22 protein-coding genes are annotated in these 22,165 nt (G+C 70.9%); 13 read left to right on the top strand and 9 right to left on the bottom strand.

From position 1 onward, the window contains the following. Window positions 1-97: 97 nt before the first annotated feature. Window positions 98-1,369, top strand: coding sequence for an isocitrate lyase (gene aceA / locus ACLQ2T_RS15695; protein WP_425766869.1), 1,272 nt, complete (start codon window positions 98-100; stop codon window positions 1,367-1,369). Continuing rightward, complete coding sequence (gene aceB / locus ACLQ2T_RS15700) at window positions 1,366-2,976, top strand: malate synthase A (RefSeq protein ID WP_425766870.1); 1,611 nt, start codon at window positions 1,366-1,368, stop codon at window positions 2,974-2,976. Before aceA ends, aceB begins: the two co-directional genes overlap by 4 nt. Window positions 2,977-3,059: 83 nt before the next feature. Here aceB and sthA read toward each other — a convergent pair whose 3' ends face one another. Continuing rightward, window positions 3,060-4,463 (bottom strand): Si-specific NAD(P)(+) transhydrogenase, encoded by a 1,404-nt coding sequence (gene sthA / locus ACLQ2T_RS15705; protein ID WP_425766871.1) that lies wholly within the window; start codon window positions 4,461-4,463, stop codon window positions 3,060-3,062. Window positions 4,464-4,597: 134 nt separating this feature from the next. On the opposite strand from sthA, the gene ACLQ2T_RS15710 reads away from it, so the two are divergent. The 4 genes from ACLQ2T_RS15710 to ACLQ2T_RS15725 all read left to right on the top strand — a co-directional run bounded on the left by ACLQ2T_RS15710 (window position 4,598) and on the right by ACLQ2T_RS15725 (window position 6,321). Continuing rightward, on the top strand, window positions 4,598-4,873 hold the full coding sequence (locus ACLQ2T_RS15710) for an ArsR/SmtB family transcription factor (RefSeq protein WP_013733596.1): 276 nt from the start codon (window positions 4,598-4,600) through the stop codon (window positions 4,871-4,873). Next, on the top strand, window positions 4,855-5,244 hold the full coding sequence (locus ACLQ2T_RS15715) for a VOC family protein (protein ID WP_425766872.1): 390 nt from the start codon (window positions 4,855-4,857) through the stop codon (window positions 5,242-5,244). Before ACLQ2T_RS15710 ends, ACLQ2T_RS15715 begins: the two co-directional genes overlap by 19 nt. 124 nt (window positions 5,245-5,368) lie before the next feature. Further along, on the top strand, window positions 5,369-6,010 hold the full coding sequence (locus tag ACLQ2T_RS15720; protein ID WP_425766873.1) for a heme oxygenase (biliverdin-producing): 642 nt from the start codon (window positions 5,369-5,371) through the stop codon (window positions 6,008-6,010). Next, the gene (locus tag ACLQ2T_RS15725) at window positions 6,007-6,321 is read left to right on the top strand and encodes a DUF2470 domain-containing protein (protein WP_425766874.1); all 315 of its coding nucleotides are present in this window, start codon (window positions 6,007-6,009) and stop codon (window positions 6,319-6,321) included. Before ACLQ2T_RS15720 ends, ACLQ2T_RS15725 begins: the two co-directional genes overlap by 4 nt. 47 nt (window positions 6,322-6,368) lie before the next feature. Here ACLQ2T_RS15725 and ACLQ2T_RS15730 read toward each other — a convergent pair whose 3' ends face one another. Genes ACLQ2T_RS15730 through ACLQ2T_RS15745 form a run of 4 tightly spaced genes read right to left on the bottom strand, consistent with a single transcriptional unit; the run spans window position 6,369 to window position 10,025 of the window. Beyond that, window positions 6,369-7,166, bottom strand: a complete 798-nt coding sequence (locus tag ACLQ2T_RS15730) for a heme ABC transporter ATP-binding protein (protein WP_425766875.1) — start codon at window positions 7,164-7,166, stop codon at window positions 6,369-6,371. Beyond that, complete coding sequence (locus ACLQ2T_RS15735; RefSeq protein WP_425766876.1) at window positions 7,163-8,191, bottom strand: FecCD family ABC transporter permease; 1,029 nt, start codon at window positions 8,189-8,191, stop codon at window positions 7,163-7,165. The genes ACLQ2T_RS15730 and ACLQ2T_RS15735 overlap by 4 nt, the downstream gene beginning before the upstream one ends. Next, complete coding sequence (locus tag ACLQ2T_RS15740) at window positions 8,188-9,195, bottom strand: heme/hemin ABC transporter substrate-binding protein (RefSeq protein ID WP_425766877.1); 1,008 nt, start codon at window positions 9,193-9,195, stop codon at window positions 8,188-8,190. The genes ACLQ2T_RS15735 and ACLQ2T_RS15740 overlap by 4 nt, the downstream gene beginning before the upstream one ends. After that, window positions 9,192-10,025: a hypothetical protein gene (locus tag ACLQ2T_RS15745; protein WP_425766879.1), complete on the bottom strand. Its 834-nt coding sequence runs from the start codon at window positions 10,023-10,025 to the stop codon at window positions 9,192-9,194. Before ACLQ2T_RS15745 ends, ACLQ2T_RS15740 begins: the two co-directional genes overlap by 4 nt. A 136-nt stretch (window positions 10,026-10,161) precedes the next feature. On the opposite strand from ACLQ2T_RS15745, the gene ACLQ2T_RS15750 reads away from it, so the two are divergent. From ACLQ2T_RS15750 to ACLQ2T_RS15760, 3 genes are read left to right on the top strand one after another with little or no spacing between them, the layout of a single operon-like run. Beyond that, window positions 10,162-11,676, top strand: coding sequence for an HtaA domain-containing protein (locus ACLQ2T_RS15750; protein WP_425766880.1), 1,515 nt, complete (start codon window positions 10,162-10,164; stop codon window positions 11,674-11,676). Between the two features lie 32 nt (window positions 11,677-11,708). Then, entirely contained in the window at window positions 11,709-12,722 is a 1,014-nt protein-coding gene (locus tag ACLQ2T_RS15755; protein ID WP_425766882.1) for a WxL protein peptidoglycan domain-containing protein, read from the top strand. Continuing rightward, the gene (locus tag ACLQ2T_RS15760) at window positions 12,719-13,534 is read left to right on the top strand and encodes a hypothetical protein (RefSeq protein ID WP_425766883.1); all 816 of its coding nucleotides are present in this window, start codon (window positions 12,719-12,721) and stop codon (window positions 13,532-13,534) included. Before ACLQ2T_RS15755 ends, ACLQ2T_RS15760 begins: the two co-directional genes overlap by 4 nt. 25 nt (window positions 13,535-13,559) lie before the next feature. Here ACLQ2T_RS15760 and ACLQ2T_RS15765 read toward each other — a convergent pair whose 3' ends face one another. Next, window positions 13,560-14,270, bottom strand: a complete 711-nt coding sequence (locus ACLQ2T_RS15765; protein ID WP_425766885.1) for a TetR/AcrR family transcriptional regulator — start codon at window positions 14,268-14,270, stop codon at window positions 13,560-13,562. A gap of 118 nt (window positions 14,271-14,388) precedes the next feature. Between ACLQ2T_RS15765 and ACLQ2T_RS15770 the strand changes: the two genes are divergently transcribed. From ACLQ2T_RS15770 to ACLQ2T_RS15785, 4 genes are all read left to right on the top strand, one after another. Beyond that, window positions 14,389-15,405, top strand: coding sequence for an NAD(P)-dependent alcohol dehydrogenase (locus ACLQ2T_RS15770; RefSeq protein ID WP_425766886.1), 1,017 nt, complete (start codon window positions 14,389-14,391; stop codon window positions 15,403-15,405). Between the two features lie 21 nt (window positions 15,406-15,426). Continuing rightward, on the top strand, window positions 15,427-15,789 hold the full coding sequence (locus ACLQ2T_RS15775) for a metalloregulator ArsR/SmtB family transcription factor (protein WP_425766887.1): 363 nt from the start codon (window positions 15,427-15,429) through the stop codon (window positions 15,787-15,789). After that, the gene (locus tag ACLQ2T_RS15780; protein ID WP_425766888.1) at window positions 15,786-16,289 is read left to right on the top strand and encodes an SRPBCC family protein; all 504 of its coding nucleotides are present in this window, start codon (window positions 15,786-15,788) and stop codon (window positions 16,287-16,289) included. Before ACLQ2T_RS15775 ends, ACLQ2T_RS15780 begins: the two co-directional genes overlap by 4 nt. A gap of 140 nt (window positions 16,290-16,429) precedes the next feature. Beyond that, entirely contained in the window at window positions 16,430-18,691 is a 2,262-nt protein-coding gene (locus tag ACLQ2T_RS15785) for a catalase (RefSeq protein ID WP_425766889.1), read from the top strand. Between the two features lie 115 nt (window positions 18,692-18,806). Here ACLQ2T_RS15785 and ACLQ2T_RS15790 read toward each other — a convergent pair whose 3' ends face one another. The 3 genes from ACLQ2T_RS15790 to rox are packed head-to-tail and all read right to left on the bottom strand — an operon-like array spanning window position 18,807 to window position 22,053. Continuing rightward, on the bottom strand, window positions 18,807-20,066 hold the full coding sequence (locus ACLQ2T_RS15790) for a cytochrome P450 (RefSeq protein ID WP_425766890.1): 1,260 nt from the start codon (window positions 20,064-20,066) through the stop codon (window positions 18,807-18,809). A gap of 53 nt (window positions 20,067-20,119) precedes the next feature. Continuing rightward, complete coding sequence (locus ACLQ2T_RS15795) at window positions 20,120-20,608, bottom strand: GNAT family N-acetyltransferase (protein ID WP_425766892.1); 489 nt, start codon at window positions 20,606-20,608, stop codon at window positions 20,120-20,122. Between the two features lie 23 nt (window positions 20,609-20,631). Then, window positions 20,632-22,053: a rifampin monooxygenase gene (gene rox, locus ACLQ2T_RS15800; protein WP_425766893.1), complete on the bottom strand. Its 1,422-nt coding sequence runs from the start codon at window positions 22,051-22,053 to the stop codon at window positions 20,632-20,634. Window positions 22,054-22,165: the final 112 nt, after the last annotated feature.

A 22,165-nucleotide genomic window follows, 5' to 3' on the forward strand; every position in this document is an offset into this window, starting at 1 on the left:
CTGACAAGCCCATGTGACCGTGGGTTCCACACCGGCGGCCGGCAGCGGCGCTTGAGCGGCAACGGTGTGGCCACGAATTGTGAAGGGACGAGAGACGATGCCTACCCCGGTCGAGCAGTTGCAGCACGAATGGGACACCAACCCCCGCTGGCGGGGTGTGCGACGTAGCTACCGCGCCGAGGACGTGGTGCGGTTGCGTGGCGCGATCCAGGAGGAGCACACCCTGGCCCGGCACGGCGCCAACCGGCTGTGGCGCCTGCTGAACAGCGAGGACTACATCCACGCCCTCGGTGCCCTCACCGGCAACCAGGCCGTGCAGATGGTCCGGGCCGGGCTCAAGGCGATCTACCTGTCCGGCTGGCAGGTGGCCGCCGACGCCAACCTGGCCGGCCACACCTACCCCGACCAGAGCCTCTACCCGGCCAACTCGGTGCCCGCGGTGGTCCGCCGGATCAACAACGCGCTGCTGCGCGCCGCCCAGATCACCACCGCCGAGGGGGACACCTCCGGCATCGACTGGCTGGCCCCGATCGTCGCCGACGCCGAGGCCGGTTTCGGTGGGGTGCTCAACGCGTACGAGCTGATGAACGCCATGATCGCGGCCGGCGCGGCCGGGGTGCACTGGGAGGACCAGCTCGCCAGTGAGAAGAAGTGCGGCCACCTCGGCGGCAAGGTGCTCATCCCCACCGGGCAGCACGTCCGTACCCTGGAGGCGGCCCGGCTGGCCGCCGACGTGGCCGGGGTGCCGAGCGTGGTCATCGCCCGTACCGACGCCCAGGCGGCCACCCTGCTCACCACCGACGTGGACGAGCGTGACCAGCCCTTCGTCACCGGCGAGCGGACCGCCGAGGGCTTCTACCGGGTGCGTAACGGCATCGAGCCGTGCATCGCCCGGGGTCTGGCGTACGCCCCGCACGCCGACCTGCTCTGGATGGAGACCAGCACCCCGGACCTGGAGGTCGCCCGCCGCTTCGCCGAGGCGATCAAGGCGGAGTACCCGGACCAGCTGCTGGCCTACAACTGCTCGCCGTCGTTCAACTGGCGCAAGCACCTCGACGACGCGACCATCGCCAAGTTCCAGCGGGAACTGGGCCACATGGGCTACAAGTTCCAGTTCATCACCCTGGCCGGGTTCCACGCCCTGAACTACTCGATGTTCGACCTGGCCCGGGGCTACGCCGCCGAGGGCATGTCGGCGTACGTGTCGCTGCAGGAGCGGGAGTTCGCCGCCGAGCCGGCCGGCTACACCGCGGTCAAGCACCAGCGCGAGGTGGGTACCGGCTACTTCGACCTGATCAGCACCGTGCTCAACCCGGCCGCCGAGACCACCGCGCTGCGTGGCTCCACCGAAGAGGAGCAGTTCGCATGAGGTACGAGGTCATCGGCCCGATGGCCGAACGCTTCGACGAGGTGCTCACCCCCGAGGCGCTGGAGTTCCTGGTCACCCTGGACAGCGAGTTCGCCGCCCGGCGGGTGGCCCTGCTGGACACCCGCCGGGCGCGGCGGGACCGGTTCGCCACCGGTCAGCTGCCCGACTTCCTGCCGGAGACCATCGGGGTGCGGGCCGACCCGACCTGGCGGGTGGCCCCACCGGCACCAGGACTTCAGGACCGGCGGGTGGAGATCACCGGCCCGCCGGAGCGGAAGATGACAATCAACGCGCTGAACTCCGGCGCCAAGGTGTGGCTCGCCGACTTCGAGGACGCCACCGCCCCGACCTGGGACAACGTCATCTCCGGGCAGCTCAACCTGATGGACGCCCTGGACCGGCGGATCGACTTCACCGACCCGCGCGGCAAGCGGTACGTCCTCGGCGAGGAACTGGCCACCATCGTGGTCCGGCCGCGCGGCTGGCACCTGGTGGAGAAGGGCATCGTGGTGGACGGCCGGCCGATCTCGGCCAGCCTGGTCGACTTCGGGCTCTACCTGTTCCACTGCGCCCGCCGGCAACTCGCCGCCGGTGCGGGACCGTACTTCTACCTGCCGAAGCTGGAGGACCACCGCGAGGCCCGGCTGTGGAACGACATCTTCGTCTTCGCCCAGCACTACCTGCGGCTGCCGCAGGGCACCATCCGGGCGACCACCCTGATCGAGACGATCACGGCGGCCTTCGAGATGGAGGAGATCCTCTACGAGCTGCGGGAACACTCGGCCGGATTGAACGCCGGCCGCTGGGACTACATCTTCAGCATCATCAAGAACTTCGGGCAGTGGCCGGACTTCGTCCTGCCGGACCGGTCCGCGGTCACCATGACGGTGCCGTTCATGCGGGCGTACACCGAGTTGCTGGTGCGGACCTGTCACCGGCGCGGGGCCCACGCGATCGGGGGGATGGCCGCCTTCGTGCCGGCCCGTGACCCGGAGGTCAACGCCACCGCTCTGGCCAAGGTGCGGGCGGACAAGCAGCGGGAGGCCGGCGACGGGTTCGACGGCTCCTGGGTGGCCCACCCCGGCCTGGTGTCGACCTGCCGGGAGGTGTTCGACGCGGTGCTCGGCGAGCGCCCGAACCAGCTCGACCGGCAGCGGGACGAGGTGTCCGTGACCGCCGCCGACCTGCTCTCGGTGGACAAGACCCCGGGTCAGGTCACCGAGAGCGGCCTGCGGTCCAACATCGCGGTGGCACTGCACTACATCGACGCCTGGCTCGGGGGAGCAGGCGCGGTGGCGCTGTGGAACCTGATGGAGGACGCCGCTACCGCCGAGATCGCCCGCTGCCAGTTGTGGCAGTGGCTGCACCACGGTACGCCGCTGGCCGAGGGGGGCAGCGTCACCGAGGAACTGGTGCGGGCGATGCTGGCCGAGGAGCTGACGACGCTGTCCGAGGGGCGCGGCGACGCCGAGCGGGAACGCGCCGCGCAGGCGGCGCGCATCGTCGAGGAGACCGCGCTGGCCGAGGGCCTGCCGGCCTTCTTCACCACCGGCGCGTACGCCCGGCACCTGGGACCGCGCCGCCGGTCGCTCGCGACGGCCGGCTGAGAACGACCGGGGCGGGGCTTCGCGCCCCGCCCCGGTCTGCCGTCGTCGACCATCCGCGGCAGCCGACCGGCGCGGGGCGGGGGTCAGCCGTCGATGCGGGTGATGTTGCGGATCTTGTTGGCGGCGTCCAGGGCAGCCACCTTGTACGCCTCGGCCAGGGTGGGGTAGTTGAACACCGCGTCGATCAGGTAGTCGACCGTGCCGCCGCAACCCATCACGGTCTGTCCGATGTGTACGATCTCGGTGGCGCCGGTGCCGAAGACGTGTACACCCAGCAGACGTCCGTCGTCCGGTGAGACGAGCAACTTCAACATCCCGTACGAGTCACCGACGATCTGCCCCCGGGCCAGCTCGCGGTAGCGGGCGATACCCACCTCGAACGGGGTGGCGCTGTCGGTCAACTCGTCCTCGGTCTTACCGACGAAGCTGATCTCCGGAATGGTGTAGATCCCGATCGGCTGCAACTGGTGCATGGCCCGCACCGGCTCGCCGCAGGCGTGCTGGGCGGCCAGCCGCCCCTGTTCCATCGAGGTCGAGGCCAGCGCCGGGAAGCCGATCACGTCACCGACGGCGTAGATGTTCTCCACGGCGGTGCGGTAGTTCGCGTCGACCTCGATACGGCCCCGCCGGTCGGCGGTCAGGCCGGCGGCATCCAGGGCCAGCCCGTCGGTCTGGCCCTGCCGGCCGGCGGAGTACATCACGGTGTCCGCGGCGATCTTCTTGCCGCTCCTGAGGATGCACAGCGCGGCGTTCTGGTGCTTCTCCACCGCGGCGACCTCCTCGCCGAAGCGGAAGGTGACCGACAGGTCCCGCAGGTGGTACTTCAGGGACTCGACGACCTCCTCGTCGCAGAAGTCGAGCATCCTCTCCCGGCGTTCGACCACGGTCACCTTGGTGCCGAGGGCGGCGAACATGGAGGCGTACTCCATGCCGATCACCCCGGCACCGACCACCACCATGCTGCGCGGTACGGCCTGGAGGTTGATCACGCCGTCGGAGTCCACGATGGTCCGGTCGTCGAAGTCCACGCTGTCCGGTCGGGCCGGGCGGGTGCCGGCGGCGACGATCGCCTTGTCGAAGGTGACCTTGGATTCCTGGCCCGATCCGCCGTCCACCCAGACCGAGTGGGGGTCGGCGAACCGCCCGGTGCCGGTGATCACCGCTATCCGGTTGCGGGCCAACTGGTTGCGGATCACATCGGTCTGTCGGTTGATCACATGCTGGGTGCGGGCGGCCAGGTCGCTGACGGTGATGTCCTCCTTGACCCGGTAGCTGCTGCCGTACAGGTCCCGCTGGCTCAGGCCGGTCAGGTAGAGCACGGCTTCGCGCAGGGTTTTGGAGGGCACGGTGCCGGTGTTGATGCACACCCCGCCGATCATGTCGCGTCGTTCCACCAGGCCGACCCGTCGGCCGAGCTTGGCGGCGGCGATCGCGGCCTTCTGACCGCTGGGTCCGGAACCCAGCACCAACACGTCGTAGTCGTACACGAGCGTAAGGGTCGCAAGATGCGCCGGTCCGCGCCAGGCCAGTGGGCCGCCCGGGGGCAGGGTTTACCTACTCGGAACATGGTCGATGTTTGACATGCAAGTGAATACTTGCCTATGGTGCGGTGGTGGGCGACGTGTACAAGGCGCTGGCAGATCCCACCCGGCGGGCCATCCTCGACGAGTTGCAGGATCGCAGCGGCCAGACCTTGTTCGAGTTGTGCGTCCGGTTGACGGGTAAGGGGTTCACCTCCACCCGCCAGGCCATCTCCCAGCACCTGGCGGTGTTGGCCGAGGCGGGGCTGGTGGTGTTGCGCCGTCAGGGCCGGTACACCTTCATCGACCTTGACACGTCCCCACTTCAGCAGATCTATCAGAGATGGCGGGTGGGACCATGCGAATCGGACACGTGAGTGTTCTCGTCGACGACCAGGCCAAGGCCCTGGCCTTCTACACCGGGGTGCTCGGCTTCACCAAGAAGACCGAGGTGCCGCTGGGGGAGTTCAGTTGGCTGACCGTGGTCTCCCCGGAGGACCCGGAGGGTGTGGAGTTGGTCCTCGAACCGGACCAGCACCCGGCGGCCCTCGCCTACAAGAAGGCCCTGGTCGCCGATGGGATTCCGGTCACCATGTTCACCGTCGCGGACGTGTCGGCCGAGTACGAGCGGCTGACCGCGCAGGGAGTGACCTTCACCCAGCCGCCGCTGGACGCGGGGAACGTGACGACCGCCGTCTTCGACGACACCTGCGGCAACCTCATCCAGATCGTGGCGCCACAAGGGTAGGGCTGTCACCTACCGGGGCGCCCCGGCGGATTCCTCCTGTCGGCGCGCCTGAGCCGGCACTTTCGGTCAGCTCCACAGGCTGCATGATCATGATAGGTTAGGCTAACCTAACAAGGAGGTGCTCATGGGGTTCGCCGCAGAGGTGCGAGAGCTGACCAGGGCGGACCATCGGGCCGCGCAGAGTGTGACGTACTTCGACGCGTTGTTGTCGGGACAGTTGGATCGGGCCGGGTACGCGGCGCTGCTCGGACAACTGCACGTGATCTACCAGACGTTGGAGGAAGCCGCCGACGCGATGCGCGACGACCCGGTGGCCGGCCCGTTCGTCATCGAAGAACTACGTCGACTGCCAAGCATCGTGGATGATCTGTCCTTCCTGCACGGTCCTGACTGGTCGGAAAGGTTCAGCCCGAGCGCCGCCACCGTGCAGTACCAGGCCCGCCTGCGGGAGGTCGCCTTCTCCTGGCCGGCCGGATTCGTCGCCCACCACTACACCCGTTACCTGGGTGACCTATCCGGCGGTCAGGTGATGGCCCGTGCGTTGCGCAGTACCTTCGGCTTCGACACCGACGGCATCCGGTTCTTCCTCTTTCCGGGCCTGGACGCGCGTACCTTCAAGCAGCACTACCGGGAGCTGCTCGACCTGGCCGCCTGGGACGCCGTCGAGCGGCAGCGTTTCCTCGACGAGGTGTCGTACGCCTACCGGCTGAACACCGCCATGCTCGACGAGCTCGGGCAGGTCGTGACCCAGGCGAGTGCCGCGTGAGCGCCGCGAACCCGTTCCCGTCGGAGGTTGTCGCGGCGGTGATGCGACACATGAACACCGACCACGCCGACGACTGTCTGGTGATCTGCCAGGGGTTGGGCGGCCAGCCGACGGCCACCGCAGCCACCATGTCCGGGATGGACGCCGAGGCGATGGGGTTCCTGGCCATCGTGGACGGCACCGAGGTGCCGGTGCGTGTTCCGTTCTCGCAACGGCTCGTCGAACGCCGGCAGATCCGCGCCGAGGCCGCCCGGATGTACCGCGAGGCGTGCGCCGCGCTGAGCCGTACCCCGCGACCGGACGCCAGCTGAGCTGATCGGATTACCGTAGACCTGACGCCCCTGACCAGCCCGGCTGGTCAGGGGCGTACCGGTAGGACCAGCGGGACACCGGTGTGCGGGTGGGGCAGCACCTCGACCTGGTGCTGGTAGACCTCGCTGAGCCGGTCGGCGGTGAGCACCACGCCCGGCGGCCCGTCGGCGACCAGCCGGCCACCGGCCAGCAACGCGATGCGGTCCGCGTACGCCGCCGCCAGGCCCAGGTCGTGCAGCACGATCACCACACTGCCACCCTGCCGGGCGCGATCGCGGGCCAGCCGGAGCACCAACTCCTGGTGCCGCAGGTCCAGCGCGGCGGTCGGCTCGTCGAGCAGGAGCATCGGGGTACGCTGCGCGAGCACCCGGGCCAGCGCCACGCGGGCCTGTTCACCACCGGAGAGCGCGGAGAACACCCGACCGGTGAACGCCTCCATCCCGGTCAGCCGCAACGCCTCGGCCACCGCCTCGTCGTCCTCAGCGGCGAGCCGGGTACCGGCCCACGGGGCACGTCCCATCGCGACGACCTCGGCCACGGTGAACGGAAACGACATGGTGGCGCGCTGCGGCAGCATGGCGCGCAGTCGGGCCAGCTCGACCGGCGTCCAGCGGGTCAGCGGCCGGCCGGCGAACTCGATGGTGCCGGTGGCGGGAGCCAGGTCGCCGCAGATCGCGGCGAGCAGGGTGCTCTTGCCGGCACCGTTGGGACCGACCAGCGCCAGCAGTTCGCCGGCGCGCACCGTGAGGGACACGTCGGACAGGATCGGCCGAGCGTCGCGCCGGATGCCCAGGCGCTCGACCCGCAGGCCGACCCGGTCCGGGTCGACATCGGTCCACTTCATCCCCAACCTCCCGCTCGGGCCCGGGTCCGACGCAGCAACCAGAAGAAGCACGGTCCGCCCACCACGGCGGTCAACACGCCCAGCGGCAGTTCCTGGTAGTCGACAAGGGTGCGGGCGGCCAGATCCCCGGCCACCACCACGATGGCCCCACCCAGGGCGCTGGCCGGCAGCAACAGCCGATGACCCGGGCCGGCGACCATCCGGACCAGGTGCGGCACCACCAGACCGACGAAGGAGATCACCCCGGTGAAGGCCACGGCCGCCGCACCGAGCAGGGCGGTCACCGCGACCATTGCCAGCCGCAGCCGTTCGACGTGGACGCCGAGGTGCCGGGCCGACCGGTCGCCGAGGGCGAGCAGGTCGAGGCGGCGGGCGGCGGCGACCGCGACCGCGATGCCGACCGCCGCGCACGGGGCGGTGACCGCCACCGCCGACCAGTTCGCCTGCGCCAGGCTGCCGAGCTGCCAGAACGCGATGGCCCGTACGGCGTCCGCGTCACCGAAGAACATCAGCAGGCCGATCAGCGCGCCGGCCACCGCGTTGACCGCGATGCCGGTCAGCACCAGGGTGACCACCTCGGTCCGCCCGCCGACGCGCGACATCGAGTAGACCACGGCGGTGGCGGCGAGACCGCCCAGAAACGCGCCGGCTGCCACGGTCCAGCCGCCCAACGTGGCCGCTCCGGTGATGATGACCGTGGCCGCGCCGACCGCCGCGCCGGAGGAGACGCCGATGACGCCGGGCTCGGCCAGGGGGTTGCCGAAGACGCCCTGCATCAGGGCACCGGCACAGCCGAGCGCGGCCCCGACGATCACGGCGAGCACGACCCGGGGGAAGCGCACCACCCACAGCGCGCTCTCGCCGTGGGTGGCGCTCGGCGTCGGTCCGATGTCGAGGCCGAGGCGGTGCAGGATCGAGCCGAGCACCTCCGCCGGGGGAACCCGGACCTGCCCGGTGCCGGCGGCGACGAGGCAGAGCAGCAGCAGGGTCACGGCGAGGCCCGCGACGAGGCCCGCCCGTCTCACGCGCATGATCCGTAGACCGCGTCGGCCAACGCCCGGATGGCCCGACCGGTACGCGCGCCGAAGGTGAGCAGCAGCCCGTCGTCCATGTCCACGATGCGGCGGTGCTGACCGGCCGGGGTCTGGGCCACGCCGGGCAGGGAGAGCAGCCCGTCGACGCCCTTGACCGACTCCAGCCCTTCGGTCATCACCAGGATGACGTCCGGAGCCGCGTTGATCAGCCCTTCGCTGGTCAGCGGCCGGAAGTGGGACAGGCCGATCTCGGTGCCGGCGTCGGTGGCGCCGATGGCGCGGATCATCTCGTCGGACCCGGCGCCCTTGCCACCGATCAGATAGACGCCGGCGGTGCCACGGACGTACAGGAACGCGATGCGCAGTGGTGCGACGCCGGGTGGTGCGACCCGGCGGGCCGCGGCGATGTCGCTCTCCACCCGGGTCACCAGCAGTTCCCCGGCCTCCGGTACGCCGAGCGCGGCGGCGATGGTCCGGATGTTGCGGCCGATGGCGGCCAGGCTCTGTTCGTCGTCGACGAGGACCACCGGGATGCCGGCGCGGCGCAGTTGGGCGAGCACCTCGGGCGGGCCGATGCTGTCGTCGGCGAGTACGACTGTGGGGTTGAGTCGCAGGATGGCCTCGGTGGACAGGTCGTGTCCGGCCGGGGTGACCACGGGCAGGTCGTCGGCGGCGGGGAAGGTGGTGGAGGTGTCCCGGCCGATGACCCGGTCACCGAGCCCGAGACTGAACACGATCTCGGCGATCGAGCCGTAGAGGTTCACCGGGAGGATGCGGCTGGCGTCGGTGACCGTCACGCTGGAGCCGTCGGCCGAGGTGACCGTGGCCGGCAGGGTGCTGCCGGGATCGGCGCCGATCGGCTCGATGTCCACGTCGGTGACCACGGCCGTGGTCGGTCCGCAGCCTGTCGTCGGGGCCGCCGTCGAGGCGGCGGGCGCACAGGCGGTGAGGCCGAGCAGCGCGGGCAGCATCAGCAGCGTCAGGCACCTTCTCATCGCTGTTCCCGGCGTCGGCCCCGCATCCGCAGCGCCACCACGACGACCAGCAGCACGGCAAGTCCCGCCAGGACCGCGGTGAACCAGCGTCCTGCGTCGGAGCTGTCGCTGACCTGCGTGGTGAGCAGGGGCTGTTCGGCGCCGGGGGCCGGGGTGCTGCCCGTCGCCACCTCGATGTCGGCGGCGCCGGTGGCTCCGGCGGCGGCTGCCGAGGGGGCGAGGGGCGTGGGCGTCGAGCCGGTGGCGGCCGGTGCGTTCGGGGCGGGCGCGGCGGGCGTGGCCGGGGCGGTCGACGCCGGGGCGGCAGCGGGTGCGCTCGGGCTGGCGGCAGTGGCGAAGCTTACCGGCACCTTGACGTCCTGGGACCGGTCCGAGGCGCGGGTGTGGTCGTTGCGGCTGGCCACCACGCAGCGGCCGGTGGTGCAGTCCACGTCGCCGATCTTCGAGGTGATCTTCACCTGCACGGTGAACGACCCGCCCGCTCCGTACGCGACGGTCAGTCCTTCGGCGTACGAGGGTGGGTTGGAGGAGATCCAGTGCGAGGCGCCGGTGGAGCCGGTGGTGTCGACACCGCCGCCGCAGGGGGAGGGTGCCACGCCCGCGCCGTTGTCGACGCAGTACGCGACGTAGATCCCCTTACCGGTGTCGTAGCCGGAACCGGTGACGGTGACGGTGGCGCCGGTGAGCGGAATCCCGGTCGTCTTGTTGACGGAGAGTCGCTGACCGTCCGGACCTCGACCGACCGTGCTCGCGTGAGCGGGGCTGACCGCGAGGGTGCCGAGGGCCAGAAGTATCGCGCTGACCAGGGCAGCGGCTAAGCGGGTAGGCATGATCATCTCCGTAGGTTAGGTTAGGCTAACCTAAGTCGATCATGCGTTTGGCGCAAGAGGGTGTTCGGGGGATTCTCCCGGAATGTTAGGTGAGCCTAACCTAAGCACGCCCTCCCCCCTGCTGAGAGGAAGACACATGCCCGTACCCAGACCCGGCGGTGTTCGCCGACGGTCGTACCGGTGGGTGACGGCCGCGGTGCTCGGTGCCGCCGCCGCACTGACCGTGGTGACCCCGGCCACGGCGGCACCCACCGCTGTCACCGGGGGAAGCCTCGACTGGGGCTTCAAGAGTTCGTTCCGCGCCTACCTGTCGACCGGCAACGGCAACCCGCCGATCGCGGTCACCGACGGTGCGACCCGCAACGCCGACGGCACCTTCAAGTTCCCGACCACCGGCGGCACGTACGACAGCGCCACCGGAGCGACCACGGTGACCTACGGCGGCACGGTGGTGTTCTCGTACCCCGCGCACTTCTTCACCATCACCCTGGCCAACCCGACGGTGGTCCTCGACGGCGCCGGTGGCTCCCTGCTCGCCGACGTCGACCTGCAGGCCAGCGGCGGCGGCTTCCAGCCGGTGCGCATCGAGCAGGCGGCCATCGCCACCCTCGGCACCGCCACAGCCAGCCCGACGGTCTCGGGCGACACGGTCTCCTGGAGCAACCTCACCACCACGCTCACCGAAACCGGGGCCACCGCGTTCTCCGGCTTCTTCACCACCGGCACGGTGCTCGATCCGGCGTCGTTCACCCTCACCACCGGTGCCGGAGGTGCTCCCGCCGCCCAGTCGGTCACGGTGAACCCGTCGACCGCCCTCGACCCCGAGGGGGCCAGCGTCACCGTCACCGGCACCGGGTTCGACCCGGACGCCAACGGCGGCGTCGGCTTCTACCTCGCCTTCGGGCCCAAGGGCGAGAACTACTGGACGAACTCGCGGCCCTACAAGCCGGTCAAGTGGGTGCACAAGAACGCCTCGTCGTCCGCCGCCCAGGTGCGGCTGCCCGCCGACGGCAGCTTCACCACCACCCTGGACCTGGTGCCCACCTACACCGACGGCAACGGCAACAACGTCGACTGCACCGCGATCCAGTGCTACGTGATGACCTTCGCGGCGCACGCTTCAAGCGACCGTAGCCAGGACACCTTCACCCCGATCACCTTCGGCGGTACGGGTGGCCCGAACGGCGCCGAGCAGGAGATCACCGCACAGGTGCTCCAATCCGGCCCGCTGACGCTCACCTCGTCGGGCGCCAGTGTCGCGCTGCCCGCCGTACACCCGGGTGCCTTCGCCGACGGCTCCCTCAACGCGGTGACGGTCAGCGACCTGCGCGGCACCAACGCCGGCTGGAACGTCGTCGGCCAGGTGGAGGAGTTCACCAACGCGCTCGGCGGCACCATCGCCGCCGACAACCTCGGCTGGACGCCGAACGCGTCCGTGCTCGCCGACACCCTGGTGGGCGCCGCCGGGGTGGTCACCCCCGGCGCCCCGGCCACCCCGGGTGACGGCCTGGGCAGCGCCCGTACGCTGTGCGCCGCCCCGGCCGGGACCAGCGCCGGCAGCTTCCAGTGTGGTGCCGACCTGCGCCTCGGGGTCCCGCCCGCCGCCGTGCCGGGCGGCTACACCGCCACCCTCACCCTGACCCTGTCCTGAGCGTGAAAGGGCATCTTGTTGTGCGCAGATCGATGACGAGGTGCCCTTTCCCGCACCTGGTCGCTGCGACCGCGGTCCTCACCGTGCTCGCCACCGTCCTGACCGTAGGCCCGGCGGCCGCTCTCACCGCCGTGCCGGCCCCTACCCCGACCCCGAGCGCCACCGGCTTCACCTGGGCGGTGCAGCCCTCCGGCCCGTCCGGACCCACCGGACGCAGCTACTTCGTCCACGATGCCGAGCCCGGCCAACGCATCGACGACCGGGTCGCCATCACCAACCTGAGCGAGCGCGCGATGACCTTCGCGGTGTACGGCGCCGACGCGTTCACCACCACCGACGGCGGGTTCGCCCTGCAACCGGCCAGTCGCCCCGCCACAGACGTGGGTGCCTGGACCACATTCGCCGAACGGACCTACCGGGTGTCCGCCGGGGAACAGGTGATCGTGCCGTTCCAGCTCACCGTGCCGGCCAACGCCACACCCGGCGACCACGCCGGCGGCGTCGTCGCCTCGATCGCCCAGGTGCGGTCCGCCGGCGACGGGGGACAGGTCAACCTGGACCGACGGGTCGCCGCCCGGATCTACCTGCGGGTGGCCGGCCCGATCCGGCCCGGCCTGCAGGTCGAGGCGATGCGGATCGGCTACGACAACCCGCTCAACCCGTTCGGCACCGGCCCGGTCGTGGTCAGCTACCGGCTGCGAAACACCGGCAACACCCGGCTGACCGGCACCACCCAGGTGCGCCTGACCGCCCCGTTCGGCCTTCGGCTGGCCCGCACCGAACCCGTCGACGTGCCCGAACTGCTGCCCGGCGCGGCGATCACCATCACCGAACAGATCAACGGCGTGGCACCGGTCGGTCGGCTGACCGCCGCCGTGGTCGTCGACCCGGCCACCCCCGACCGGATCCTGCCCACGGTCACCCGCACCACCGGCGCCTGGGCCGTACCGTGGGTCTGGACCGGCGTCCTGCTCGCCGGCCTCGGCTGGCTGCTGGTCATCCGGCTGCGGACGGCGGCCCGCCGTCGACAGCCGGCAACGACGTGAGACTCCCGACGTACGCCCTCGCCCTGGTCGCCACGGCGGCGCTGACCGTCGCCCCGGCGGCCGACGCTCAGGTGAGTGTGGACCGGGCCGAGGCGAAGCCGGGGGAGCGGGTGCTGGTCCGGGCCACCGGCTGGCCCGGCGGGACGATCCGCATCGAACTGTGTGGCGCGGGCACGCCGGCACGCTGCGCGGTGGACAGTTCGGTGCAGATCCACCTGCCCGCCAGTGGCACCGGTGGGACACCCTTGACCGTCACGGCGCCACCCGGCGGCTGCCCCTGCCAGGTACGGGTGACCACCCTGGACAGCCGGCTGTCGGCCACCGCGCCGCTGATCGTCACCGGGGCACCCGCCTCGGCCGATGACAGCGCCCGGCAGGCGGCCACCCGGCCCCCGACCGTACTCGCGGCGCACCTGGAACGTGCCGACGGCTGGACCGCCCACTTCGGTGCGCCCGCCCGGCGGACGCTGGTGCTGCGGCTGCGCAACGAACAGCCTGCCCCGGCGAGGGTGGCCTGGTCGTTCAGCGTCGGTCGAGGCCCGGACCCGACCGACTTCGTCACCCCACCCGAACCGTACGAGTTCGCCGCCGGGGAGGAACGTGAGATCCGGGTGCCGGTCACCCTGCCGGCCCTCGCCGTCGGCAACTACCAGATCCAGGGCGACATCGTCACGGCGGGAGCGGCGAGCCGGGTGACGGCGAGCACCGACCACCAGCCGTGGGGGCTGGCCGGATTGCTCGGGCTCGTGCTGACCGCGCTGGCCAGGCCACGTCCCTCCGATCCGGACCCGGGCCGCCACCAGCCGGACTGACCGCCGCGGCCGGCACCGGCCATTTTCACCGGTGCGCTGACGTCCATCCCTGCTGCCGCAGCCGTTCGATGCCGTCCAGCAGCAGGTCCAACGCGAACTCGAACTCGAACTGGTCGTCGCAGCCGGATCCCACCACCGACGCGTCGTCGTGGGAGGCCGCCGTGGCGATCTCCGCGAGGTGCGGGAACCGGGCTGCGGCCTCCGGCGGCAGGGCGACCGGCTGCGGCACGGTGGTCGGGCCGGACCGACCGGCGTCCCGGGCGGTGTCGAACAGTTCCTGGCTGAACCCGAGGACCCGGCTGCCCAGCGCGTGCATCACATGGTGGGCTAGGTCGGCGGAGAGCCCGCCGGCCCGCAGGGTGGCCACCACCGAGTCGAGGTAGCTCAGGATCGCCGGAGTCGCCATGTTCCGCGACTCGATGGCCAGGGCCGCCCAGGGGTGACGCCGCAGCGCCCCCCGGGCGGAGAGGATCCGCCCTCGGAGGACCTGCTTCCAGTCGCCGTCGGAGGGCGGTGGGTCGATCTCGCCGACCACCATGTCGATCATCGCGTCGAGCAGTTCGTCCTTGTTGGCCAGGTGCTTGTAGAGGGCCATCGGCACCACACCCAGTTCCTGGGCCAGGTTGCGCATGCTGAGCGACTCGATCCCGGCGGTGTCAGCGAGGGTGATCGCGGTGCGCAGGACCCGCTCCCTGCTCAGTGGCGTCCGCCGGGGCGTTCCTGCCTGCTCAGCCATCGTGATCCTCGTCTTTTCGGGTGCCGAAAGAACCATAACCGCCTTGACAGGTGTACGGCGTACACCTACCGTCAACCGCATAGGTGTACGCCGTACACCTGCCGAAGGGGAGGTCACGATGAGGGCGATCGTCCAGGACCGGTACGGACCGCCGGAGACCCTGCACCTGGCCGAGGTCGAGGTGCCGGTGCCCGCCGCCGACGAGGTGCTCGTGCGCATCGAGGCCGCCGCGGTCAACGCGTACGACTGGCATGTCATGCGGGGTGACCCGCGGATGGCCCGGCTCAGCCTGGGCCCCGCGAAGCCCCGGGCCCGGATCCGGGGCCGTGACTTCGCCGGGCGGGTGACCGCCGTCGGCGCGCAGGTCCGCCGACTGCGCCCCGGCGACGCCGTCTTCGGTGACCTCGGCGAGGCCGACGGGGCCTTCGCCGAGTACGCCTGCGTACCCGAGAAGCTGGTGGCGCAGGCGCCGGCCAACCTGACGCCGCAGCAGGCGGCCGCCCTGCCGCTGGCCGGGGTCACCGCCCTGATGGGACTGGCCGATGTCGGAGGGGTCGGGCCGGGGCAGCGGGTCCTCGTCAACGGCGCCTCGGGTGGGGTCGGCACCCTGGCCGTGCAGTTGGCCAAGGTCCTCGGCGCGACCGTCACGGCGGTGTGTTCCACCCGCAATGTCGACCTGGTCCGCAGCCTGGGGGCCGACCGCGTCATCGACTACACCCGCGAGGACTTCACCCGCGTCGGTGGCCGCCACGACCTGGTGTTCGACCTGGTCGGCAACCGCTCGCTGGCCGCCCTGCGGCGCGCGGTGACCCCGACCGGCACCCTCGTGCTCTCCGGCGGCGGGGTCTACCGGGAGGGCAGTCTCCTTGGACCGGTCTGGCTGCTGGCCCGGGGGCGGCTGCTGGCGCCCTTCGTCCGGCAGCGTATCGCCGTCCTGACCACGACACCCAGCCGCGCGCACCTCGACACCCTCCGTGGGTACGCCGAAGCCGGGCGGCTCACCCCGGTCATCGACCGGAGCTACCCCCTGGCCGAGGTGCCCCAGGCCATCGGCTACCTCGAGGGCGAACACGCCCGGGCGAAGGTGGTCATCGCCGTTGCGCACGATCCCGCTGCGGCGATGGAAAACCTGTAACCCATCGGTTACGCTTTACCGGTGGACGAGATAGCGGCCGCCATCGCCGATCCGGTGCGTCGGCGGATCCTGGAACTGCTGCGGGAGGATCGGCTCACGGCCGGTCGGATCGCCGCGCACTTCGAGATCAGCCGGCCGGCGGTCAGTCGTCACCTGCGCGTACTGCGGGAAAGTGGTCTGGTGCGCGACACCGTGGTCGGCCGCGAGCGCCGCTACGAACTGGACCCGACCCGGCTGGCCGGACTGCTCCAGTGGCTGACGCAGTTCACCCGGGCCGAGGCCTGGGAGCGCCGGTTCGACGCGCTGGAAACCGAGGTCCACCGTACCCGCCGCGAGCGCCGCACCGGCGGCTCGCCGACATCCCGTGAGGAGCGGACAGCTTGACTCCCATACCAACCGGACGCCTCGTCGACACCGAGAGCGGCCCCGCCCTGGTCGTCACCCGCGAATTCCGGGCCCCGATCTCCGACGTCTGGGCCAGCCTGACCGAACCTGATCGCACCGCCCGCTGGTACGGCCGCTGGTCCGGCCAGGCCGGGCCCGGTCGCAGCATCCAGGTGCAGATGGGCTTCGAGGAGGGACAGCCGTGGTCCGAGATGCGGATCGACACCTGCGAGCCACCCCGCCGGCTGGCCCTCTCCAGCCAGGACGAAGCCGGTCTTTGGCGGTGGGAGGTGCTGCTCACCCCGCAGGGGGAACGGACGGAACTGCGCTTCGTCCAGCACCTGGACACGACCGACGGGCTCGGTGAGATCGGGGCCGGCTGGGAGTACTACCTGGATCGACTCCTGGCCGCCCACAACGACACCCCGATGCCCTCGTTCGAGGACTACTACCCGGCGATGAAGGCCCATTTCGATCAGCTCACCGGAGCACCCGGCTGAGCCGCCGGGCCGGCAGGTTCCCGGTCCGCCGAATGTGATCGATACGGCAGCGTCGAGTGCCTTCGGCCCGTTTTGTTCTCTCTGGCCCGGGTACCGCCCCTGGGGTCTGCTCGTTGTGTTCCAGGGAGGTACCCGTAGAGATGGAATCGCGTAACCCCGCCAAGGCGGTCAAGGATGTCGTGGAGTCAGCCGCGGAGAAGGTCACCGAGGCGCTGACCCCACAGGTGCCCGGTGCCCCGGGCAGCGCCCCGCCGTCCCTGGCGGAGCCGACCACCCCGCACGACCCCCTGCCGCCCAAGCCGGAGCAGGGCACCCCGCAGACCCGTACCCCCACCGGGGCGAAGACCGGTACCCCCGCGAAGGCCAAGGGCCAGCAGGGTGCCTTCCTCACCACCGCGCAGGGGGCGCGGCTGCGCGACACGGACCATTCGCTGAAGGCCGGGCCACGCGGACCGGTCCTGCTCCAGGACCACCACCTGCGGGAGAAGATCACCCACTTCGACCACGAGCGCATCCCGGAGCGGGTCGTGCACGCCCGAGGCGCCGGGGCGCACGGCATCTTCACCGCGTACGGCACCGCGGAGAACGTCACCCGGGCCGGCTTCCTGCGCAAGGGCCGCGAGACCGAGGTCTTCGTCCGCTTCTCCACCGTGCTCGGTTCGCGCGGTTCGGCCGACACGGTACGCGACACCCGTGGCTTCGCCACCAAGTTCTACACCGACGAGGGCACCTTCGACCTGGTCGCCAACAACATGCCGGTCTTCTTCATCCAGGACGCCATCAAGTTCCCGGACATCATCCACGCCGCCAAGCCGCACCCGGATCGGGAGATCCCGCAGGCGCAGAGCGCCCACGACACCTTCTGGGACTTCGTCTCCCTGCACACCGAGGCGCAGCACCACACCATGTGGAACATGTCCGACCGGGGCATCCCGCGTTCGTACCGGACCATGGAGGGCTTCGGGGTCCACACCTTCCGCCTGGTCAACGCGGCGGGGGAGACCGCGTTGGTGAAGTTCCACTGGAAGCCCAAGCTGGGTGTGCACTCCCTGGTCTGGGAGGAGGCGCAGCTGCTGAACGGGATCGACCCGGACTTCCACCGCCGGGACCTCTACGACGCCATCGAGGCCGGTGCCTTCCCCGAGTGGGAGCTCGGCATCCAGGTCTTCCCGGACACTCCGGAGGAGACCTTCGCCGGCATCGACCTGCTCGACCCGACCAAGATCGTGCCGGAGGAACTGGCCCCGGTGCAGCCCATCGGCAAGCTGGTGCTCAACCGCACCCCGACGAACTTCTTCGCCGAGACCGAGCAGGTCGCCTTCCACGTCGGCCACCTGCCGCCGGGCATCGACGTCACGAACGATCCGCTGTTGCAGGGCCGACTCTTCTCGTACGTCGACACCCAGCTGACCCGGCTGGCCGGGCCTAACTTCCCCCAGATCCCGATCAACCGGCCGCACGCCGCCGTCAACGACATGCTGCGGGACGGCTTCCACCAGCAGGCCATCCATGCCGGGGTGGCGCCGTACCGGCCGAACTCCCTCGACGGCGGCAACCCCTTCCCGGCGGGCGTCGACGACCACCCCTTCATCGACGTACCCGTGCAGGTGGCCCAGGCCCCCAAGATCCGGCAGAGCCCGGCCTCCTTCGACGACCACTTCAGCCAGGCCCGACTCTTCTGGTTGAGCATGTCCCCGGTCGAGCAGGAACACATCATCCGGGCCTACACCTTCGAGCTGGGCAAGTGCTACCACCAGGCGATCAAGGAACGGCAGCTGCAATGCCTGGCCAACATCGACCCGGTGCTCTGCGCCCAGGTCGCCACCGGCCTGGGACTGCCCGCGCCGAAGCCGACCATTCCGCTGGCCGAGGTCGAGCCCAGCCCCGCCCTGTCGCAGGTCGGCCGGCAGTGGCCGGTCGACGGCCGGACGGTCGGCATCGTGGTGACCGACGACAGCGACCTGGATACCATCCACCACGTCCGTCGGGCCGTCTTCGCCGCCGACATGGTGCCGCTGCTGATCGCCGGGCACGGCGGCATGATCGGCGACCTGCCGGTGCAGCGCACCTTCGCCACCGGCCGCTCGGTCGAGTTCGACGCCCTGCTGCTCGCCGCCGCACCACCACCGGCCCCCGACGCCCTGCCCGCCCGGGACGCCAAGGCCGGCGCGGCGAACTCCGCCACGATCGACCCCCGGGTGCTGCTGCTGGTCGAGGAGGTCTGGCGGCACGCCAAGGCGATCGGCGCCTGGGGCACCGGCGTCACCGTCCTGGACCAGGCCGGTGCCACCGGCAGCCCGGGTGTGGTCACCGGCGACTCCGGCGACGACGTCTTCGACAGCCTCCGGCAGTTGATGACCCAGCACCGGGTCTGGGAGAGGTTCCCCGCCTCGCTGTCCTGACCCGACACGCCCGTTGCGGCCGCCTCGCCCCAAGGTCAGCGAGGCGGCCGCAATGTTCTTCCGGCGGACCGCAGTCGATCACATACCCGGCTGCGCCCGGGTGGCGGAGGACCGGTCAGTGAGTGCTCAGTGGCGCGGCGCTGCGGGCGGGCACGGCCATCACCAGGCCGCTGACCGGCCGGGTCGGGATGCGGTGCAGCGGAATGTCCAGGTCCTGGGCGGGCACCTGGTGGTCGAGGCGGGCCAGCCGTACGGCCAGGGCCGACAGGAGCGCGCCGGTGATCTGCTCCCCGGGGCAGCGGTGGCCGGTACGCGGGTCGCCACCCCCCTGCGGTACGAGGTCGAAGGCACCGATCTCCCGACCGACGAAGCGGTCCGGGTCGAACCGGTACGGGTCCGGCCAGAGTCGGGCGTCGTGGTTCTGGCCGTACAGGTCGAGCAGGACGATCGCCCCGGCGGGGATGTCGGTGCCCTGCCAGGTCAGGTCGGTCCTGGCCCGACCGCCGATGAAGGGTGCGAAGGGGTAGAAGCGCCGTACCTCGTGGGCGAACGCCTCGGCGAAGGCGGCATCGCCCTGTCGGAGCCGGTCCCGGTGCTCGGGCCAGCGGTGCAGGGCGTGCCCGGCGAAGGTCACGAACCAGGTCACCGCGACCGTCGGCCGGATGATGTTGAGTAGTTCCACGGCGGCGATCTGCGGATCCAACAGCTGACCGTCGCTGTCCCGGTGCGCGGCCACCGCCGCCAGCGCCGAGTCCGGCGGCACGGCCAGCTCGCCCCGCCGGACCTGGGTGACGATGTCGGCCAGCCAGCGCTCCCGGCGTCCCCGCGCGCGGCGGGCCCGCCAGTGTCGGGGCCCGGCCGTGGCGAAGCCGTCGACCATCGCTACCAGGTCGGCCGCGAGTGCCGGGAGGTCCTGCGGCTGTACCGGTATGCCGGTCCACTCACAGACCGCGCGGGTCAACACCGGGGCCGTCTCGTCGAACAACACCACCTGCCGCCCCGACCAGGATCGGGTGGCCGCGTCCCACGCCGTCTCGGCCCGCTCCACCAGGCCGTCGAAGCCGCCGTTCATCAGCAGGGCGGTGAACATCGCCTTGCGTACCCGGTGCGGCTCACCGTCGAGGGTGTGTACGGCGCCCTTGCCGAACAGGGTCCCCCGCAGCGGCTCGGGAATGGCGCCGTGCCGCCGGATGTGCCGCTCGTCGTAGAAGAACCGGGCGGCCTCGGGCCCCCGCAGCGCCACCGTGGTCTGACCGAGCAGCCGGGTCCGCACCACGTCGGCCGGACTGTGGCGCAGGCGGTTGGGCAGCCATCCGTAGCCTTGGATCGCGAGCGTGAGAGTGTCGTCCATGCGTCCCATCAGGTCAACCAGCATGAGGCTGGTCCTGCCCACTGTGGCCCTGGTCAAACCAACGGCACCCGTTCACCTCACTGTTCCGCCACCAGGGTCTTACGCATCTGCTGCGTGACCACCCGGTATCCCGAACTGCCGTACAGCCCGACGGCGCGGGCGTTGTCACCGAACACGTTGAGTTCGATGGCACCGACCCCGTGCCGGCGAACGGCGTCCTCACCGGCGGCCAGCAGGGCCCGCCCGTAGCCCGCCCCACGATGGGCCGCACCGATCTCGATGTCGTAGAGGAAGGCGCAGTCCGGGACGCCACGCGGATGGGTGAGCCCGATCCACAACACCCCGATCGAGGTCCCGTCCCGGAGTGCACCGGTGAGGAACAGCATCCCGGGGGTGCCGAACCCCTGCGGCAACAGGGTGTCGTTGTTCTGCTGGGCCAGTTCCTGGGCTTCCTCGGCGGGCCAGTTGCCGGCCGCCACCTGCGCGTCCGCGAAGGCCCGCACGATGCCGGCCCGCCACTGGTCGAACTCGGCCTCGGTCATCGATCGCACGGTCAGTTCAGACATGCGGGCGATGCTTGCACATCACGTCAATCGGTCGGGGTGCCGAACCAGCGGGGTAGCTGGGCCAGCAACTCCTGCTGGTCGGCGCCGGCCCAGGCGATGTGGCCGTCGGGTCGCAGCAGGATTGCGGGCACCTCCAACTCGGCACTGGTGTCGACGACGTGGTCGACCCGGTCGGCCCAGCCGTCGACCGAGAGCCGACCGGTCTGGTCGAGCAGCAGTCCACGACCGCTGCGGGTCAGCTCGTAGAGGCGTCCCCGGCCAAGCGACACGTCCCGCATCCGTCGGCCCAGCAGGTCATGCCCCGGGCCGAAGTCGTACCGCACCCGGATCGCGGTGATCTTCTCGGTCAGGTACCGGTTGACCTCCTCGAAGTCCATCAGCTCCGACAACAGTCGGCGCAGGGACTGCGGACCCGGCTCGGTGGAGAGCAACTCCATCTGCGCGCGGGTGTTGTCCAGCACCTCGGCCGCTACCGGATGCCGTTCGGTCTGGTAGCTGTCCAGCAGCCCCTCCGGCGCCCAGCCATTCACCTCGGCGGCGAGTTTCCAGCCGAGGTTGAAGGCGTCCTGGATGCCGAGGTTGAGACCCTGCCCGCCGGTCGGGGGGTGGATGTGCGCGGCGTCGCCGGCCAACAGCACCCGACCCACCCGGTAACGCTCGGCCAGCCGGGTGGAGTCGCCGAAGCGCGACAGCCAGCGGGGCGAGTGCACCCCGAAGTCCGTGCCGGCGTACGCCCGCAGTTGCTGTTTGAACTCGTCGAGCGTCGGCGCGACGGTCCGGTCGACGGCCACTTTCTCGGCGGGCACGACGACCCGGTACACCCCGTTGCCGATGGGCCCGAGACCGAACCGCTTCTGGGTCTTGCGGATCTCGGTGACCATGGCGACGATCGTGTCCAGCGGGGCATCCGCCTCCATCTCCCCCAGCAGCGTGTCGACCCGGCTCGGCTCGCCGGGGAAACCGACCCCGAGCAGATTGCGTACGGTGCTGCGCCCGCCGTCACAGCCGACCAGGTAGCGTGCGCGCAACCGGGTGCCGTCGGCCAGTTCGGCGGTGACGCCGTGCTCGTCCTGACTCAGCCCGACCACTTCGCAGCCGCGCCGCAGTTCCGCCCCGACGGCCACGGCATGCTCGGCGAGCAGGCGGTCGGTGGTGGTCTGCGGGATTCCCAGCACGTAGGCGTGGGTGCTGTCCAGTTCGGGCGCCGGTTTGTCGATGGCGGCGAACCCGCCGACCGGGTACCGCTGGCCGTTGGCGAGGAAGGTGTCCAGCAGTCCGCGCTGGTCCAGCACCTCGATACTGCGTACGTGCAGGCCGAGCGACCGGACGAAACCGGTCAGCTCCGTGTCCTTCTCCAAGACGACGACCTGTACCCCGTGCAGCCGCAATTCTGCGGCCAACATCAGGCCGGTCGGTCCGCCACCTACAACGATCACGTCAAACATGCGCAGCCCGATCACATGGAGTGGATGAGTCGGCCATCGCGCGCTGCCGCACGGTAGGGAGATCTCCCTCTCCGTTTCCGCAGCTCGTGGCCTCGGTCGCAGATTCTGCGGC

This window comes from Micromonospora sp. DT229 (genome assembly GCF_049844505.1).
In the GTDB taxonomy this organism is placed as follows: domain Bacteria; phylum Actinomycetota; class Actinomycetes; order Mycobacteriales; family Micromonosporaceae; genus Micromonospora.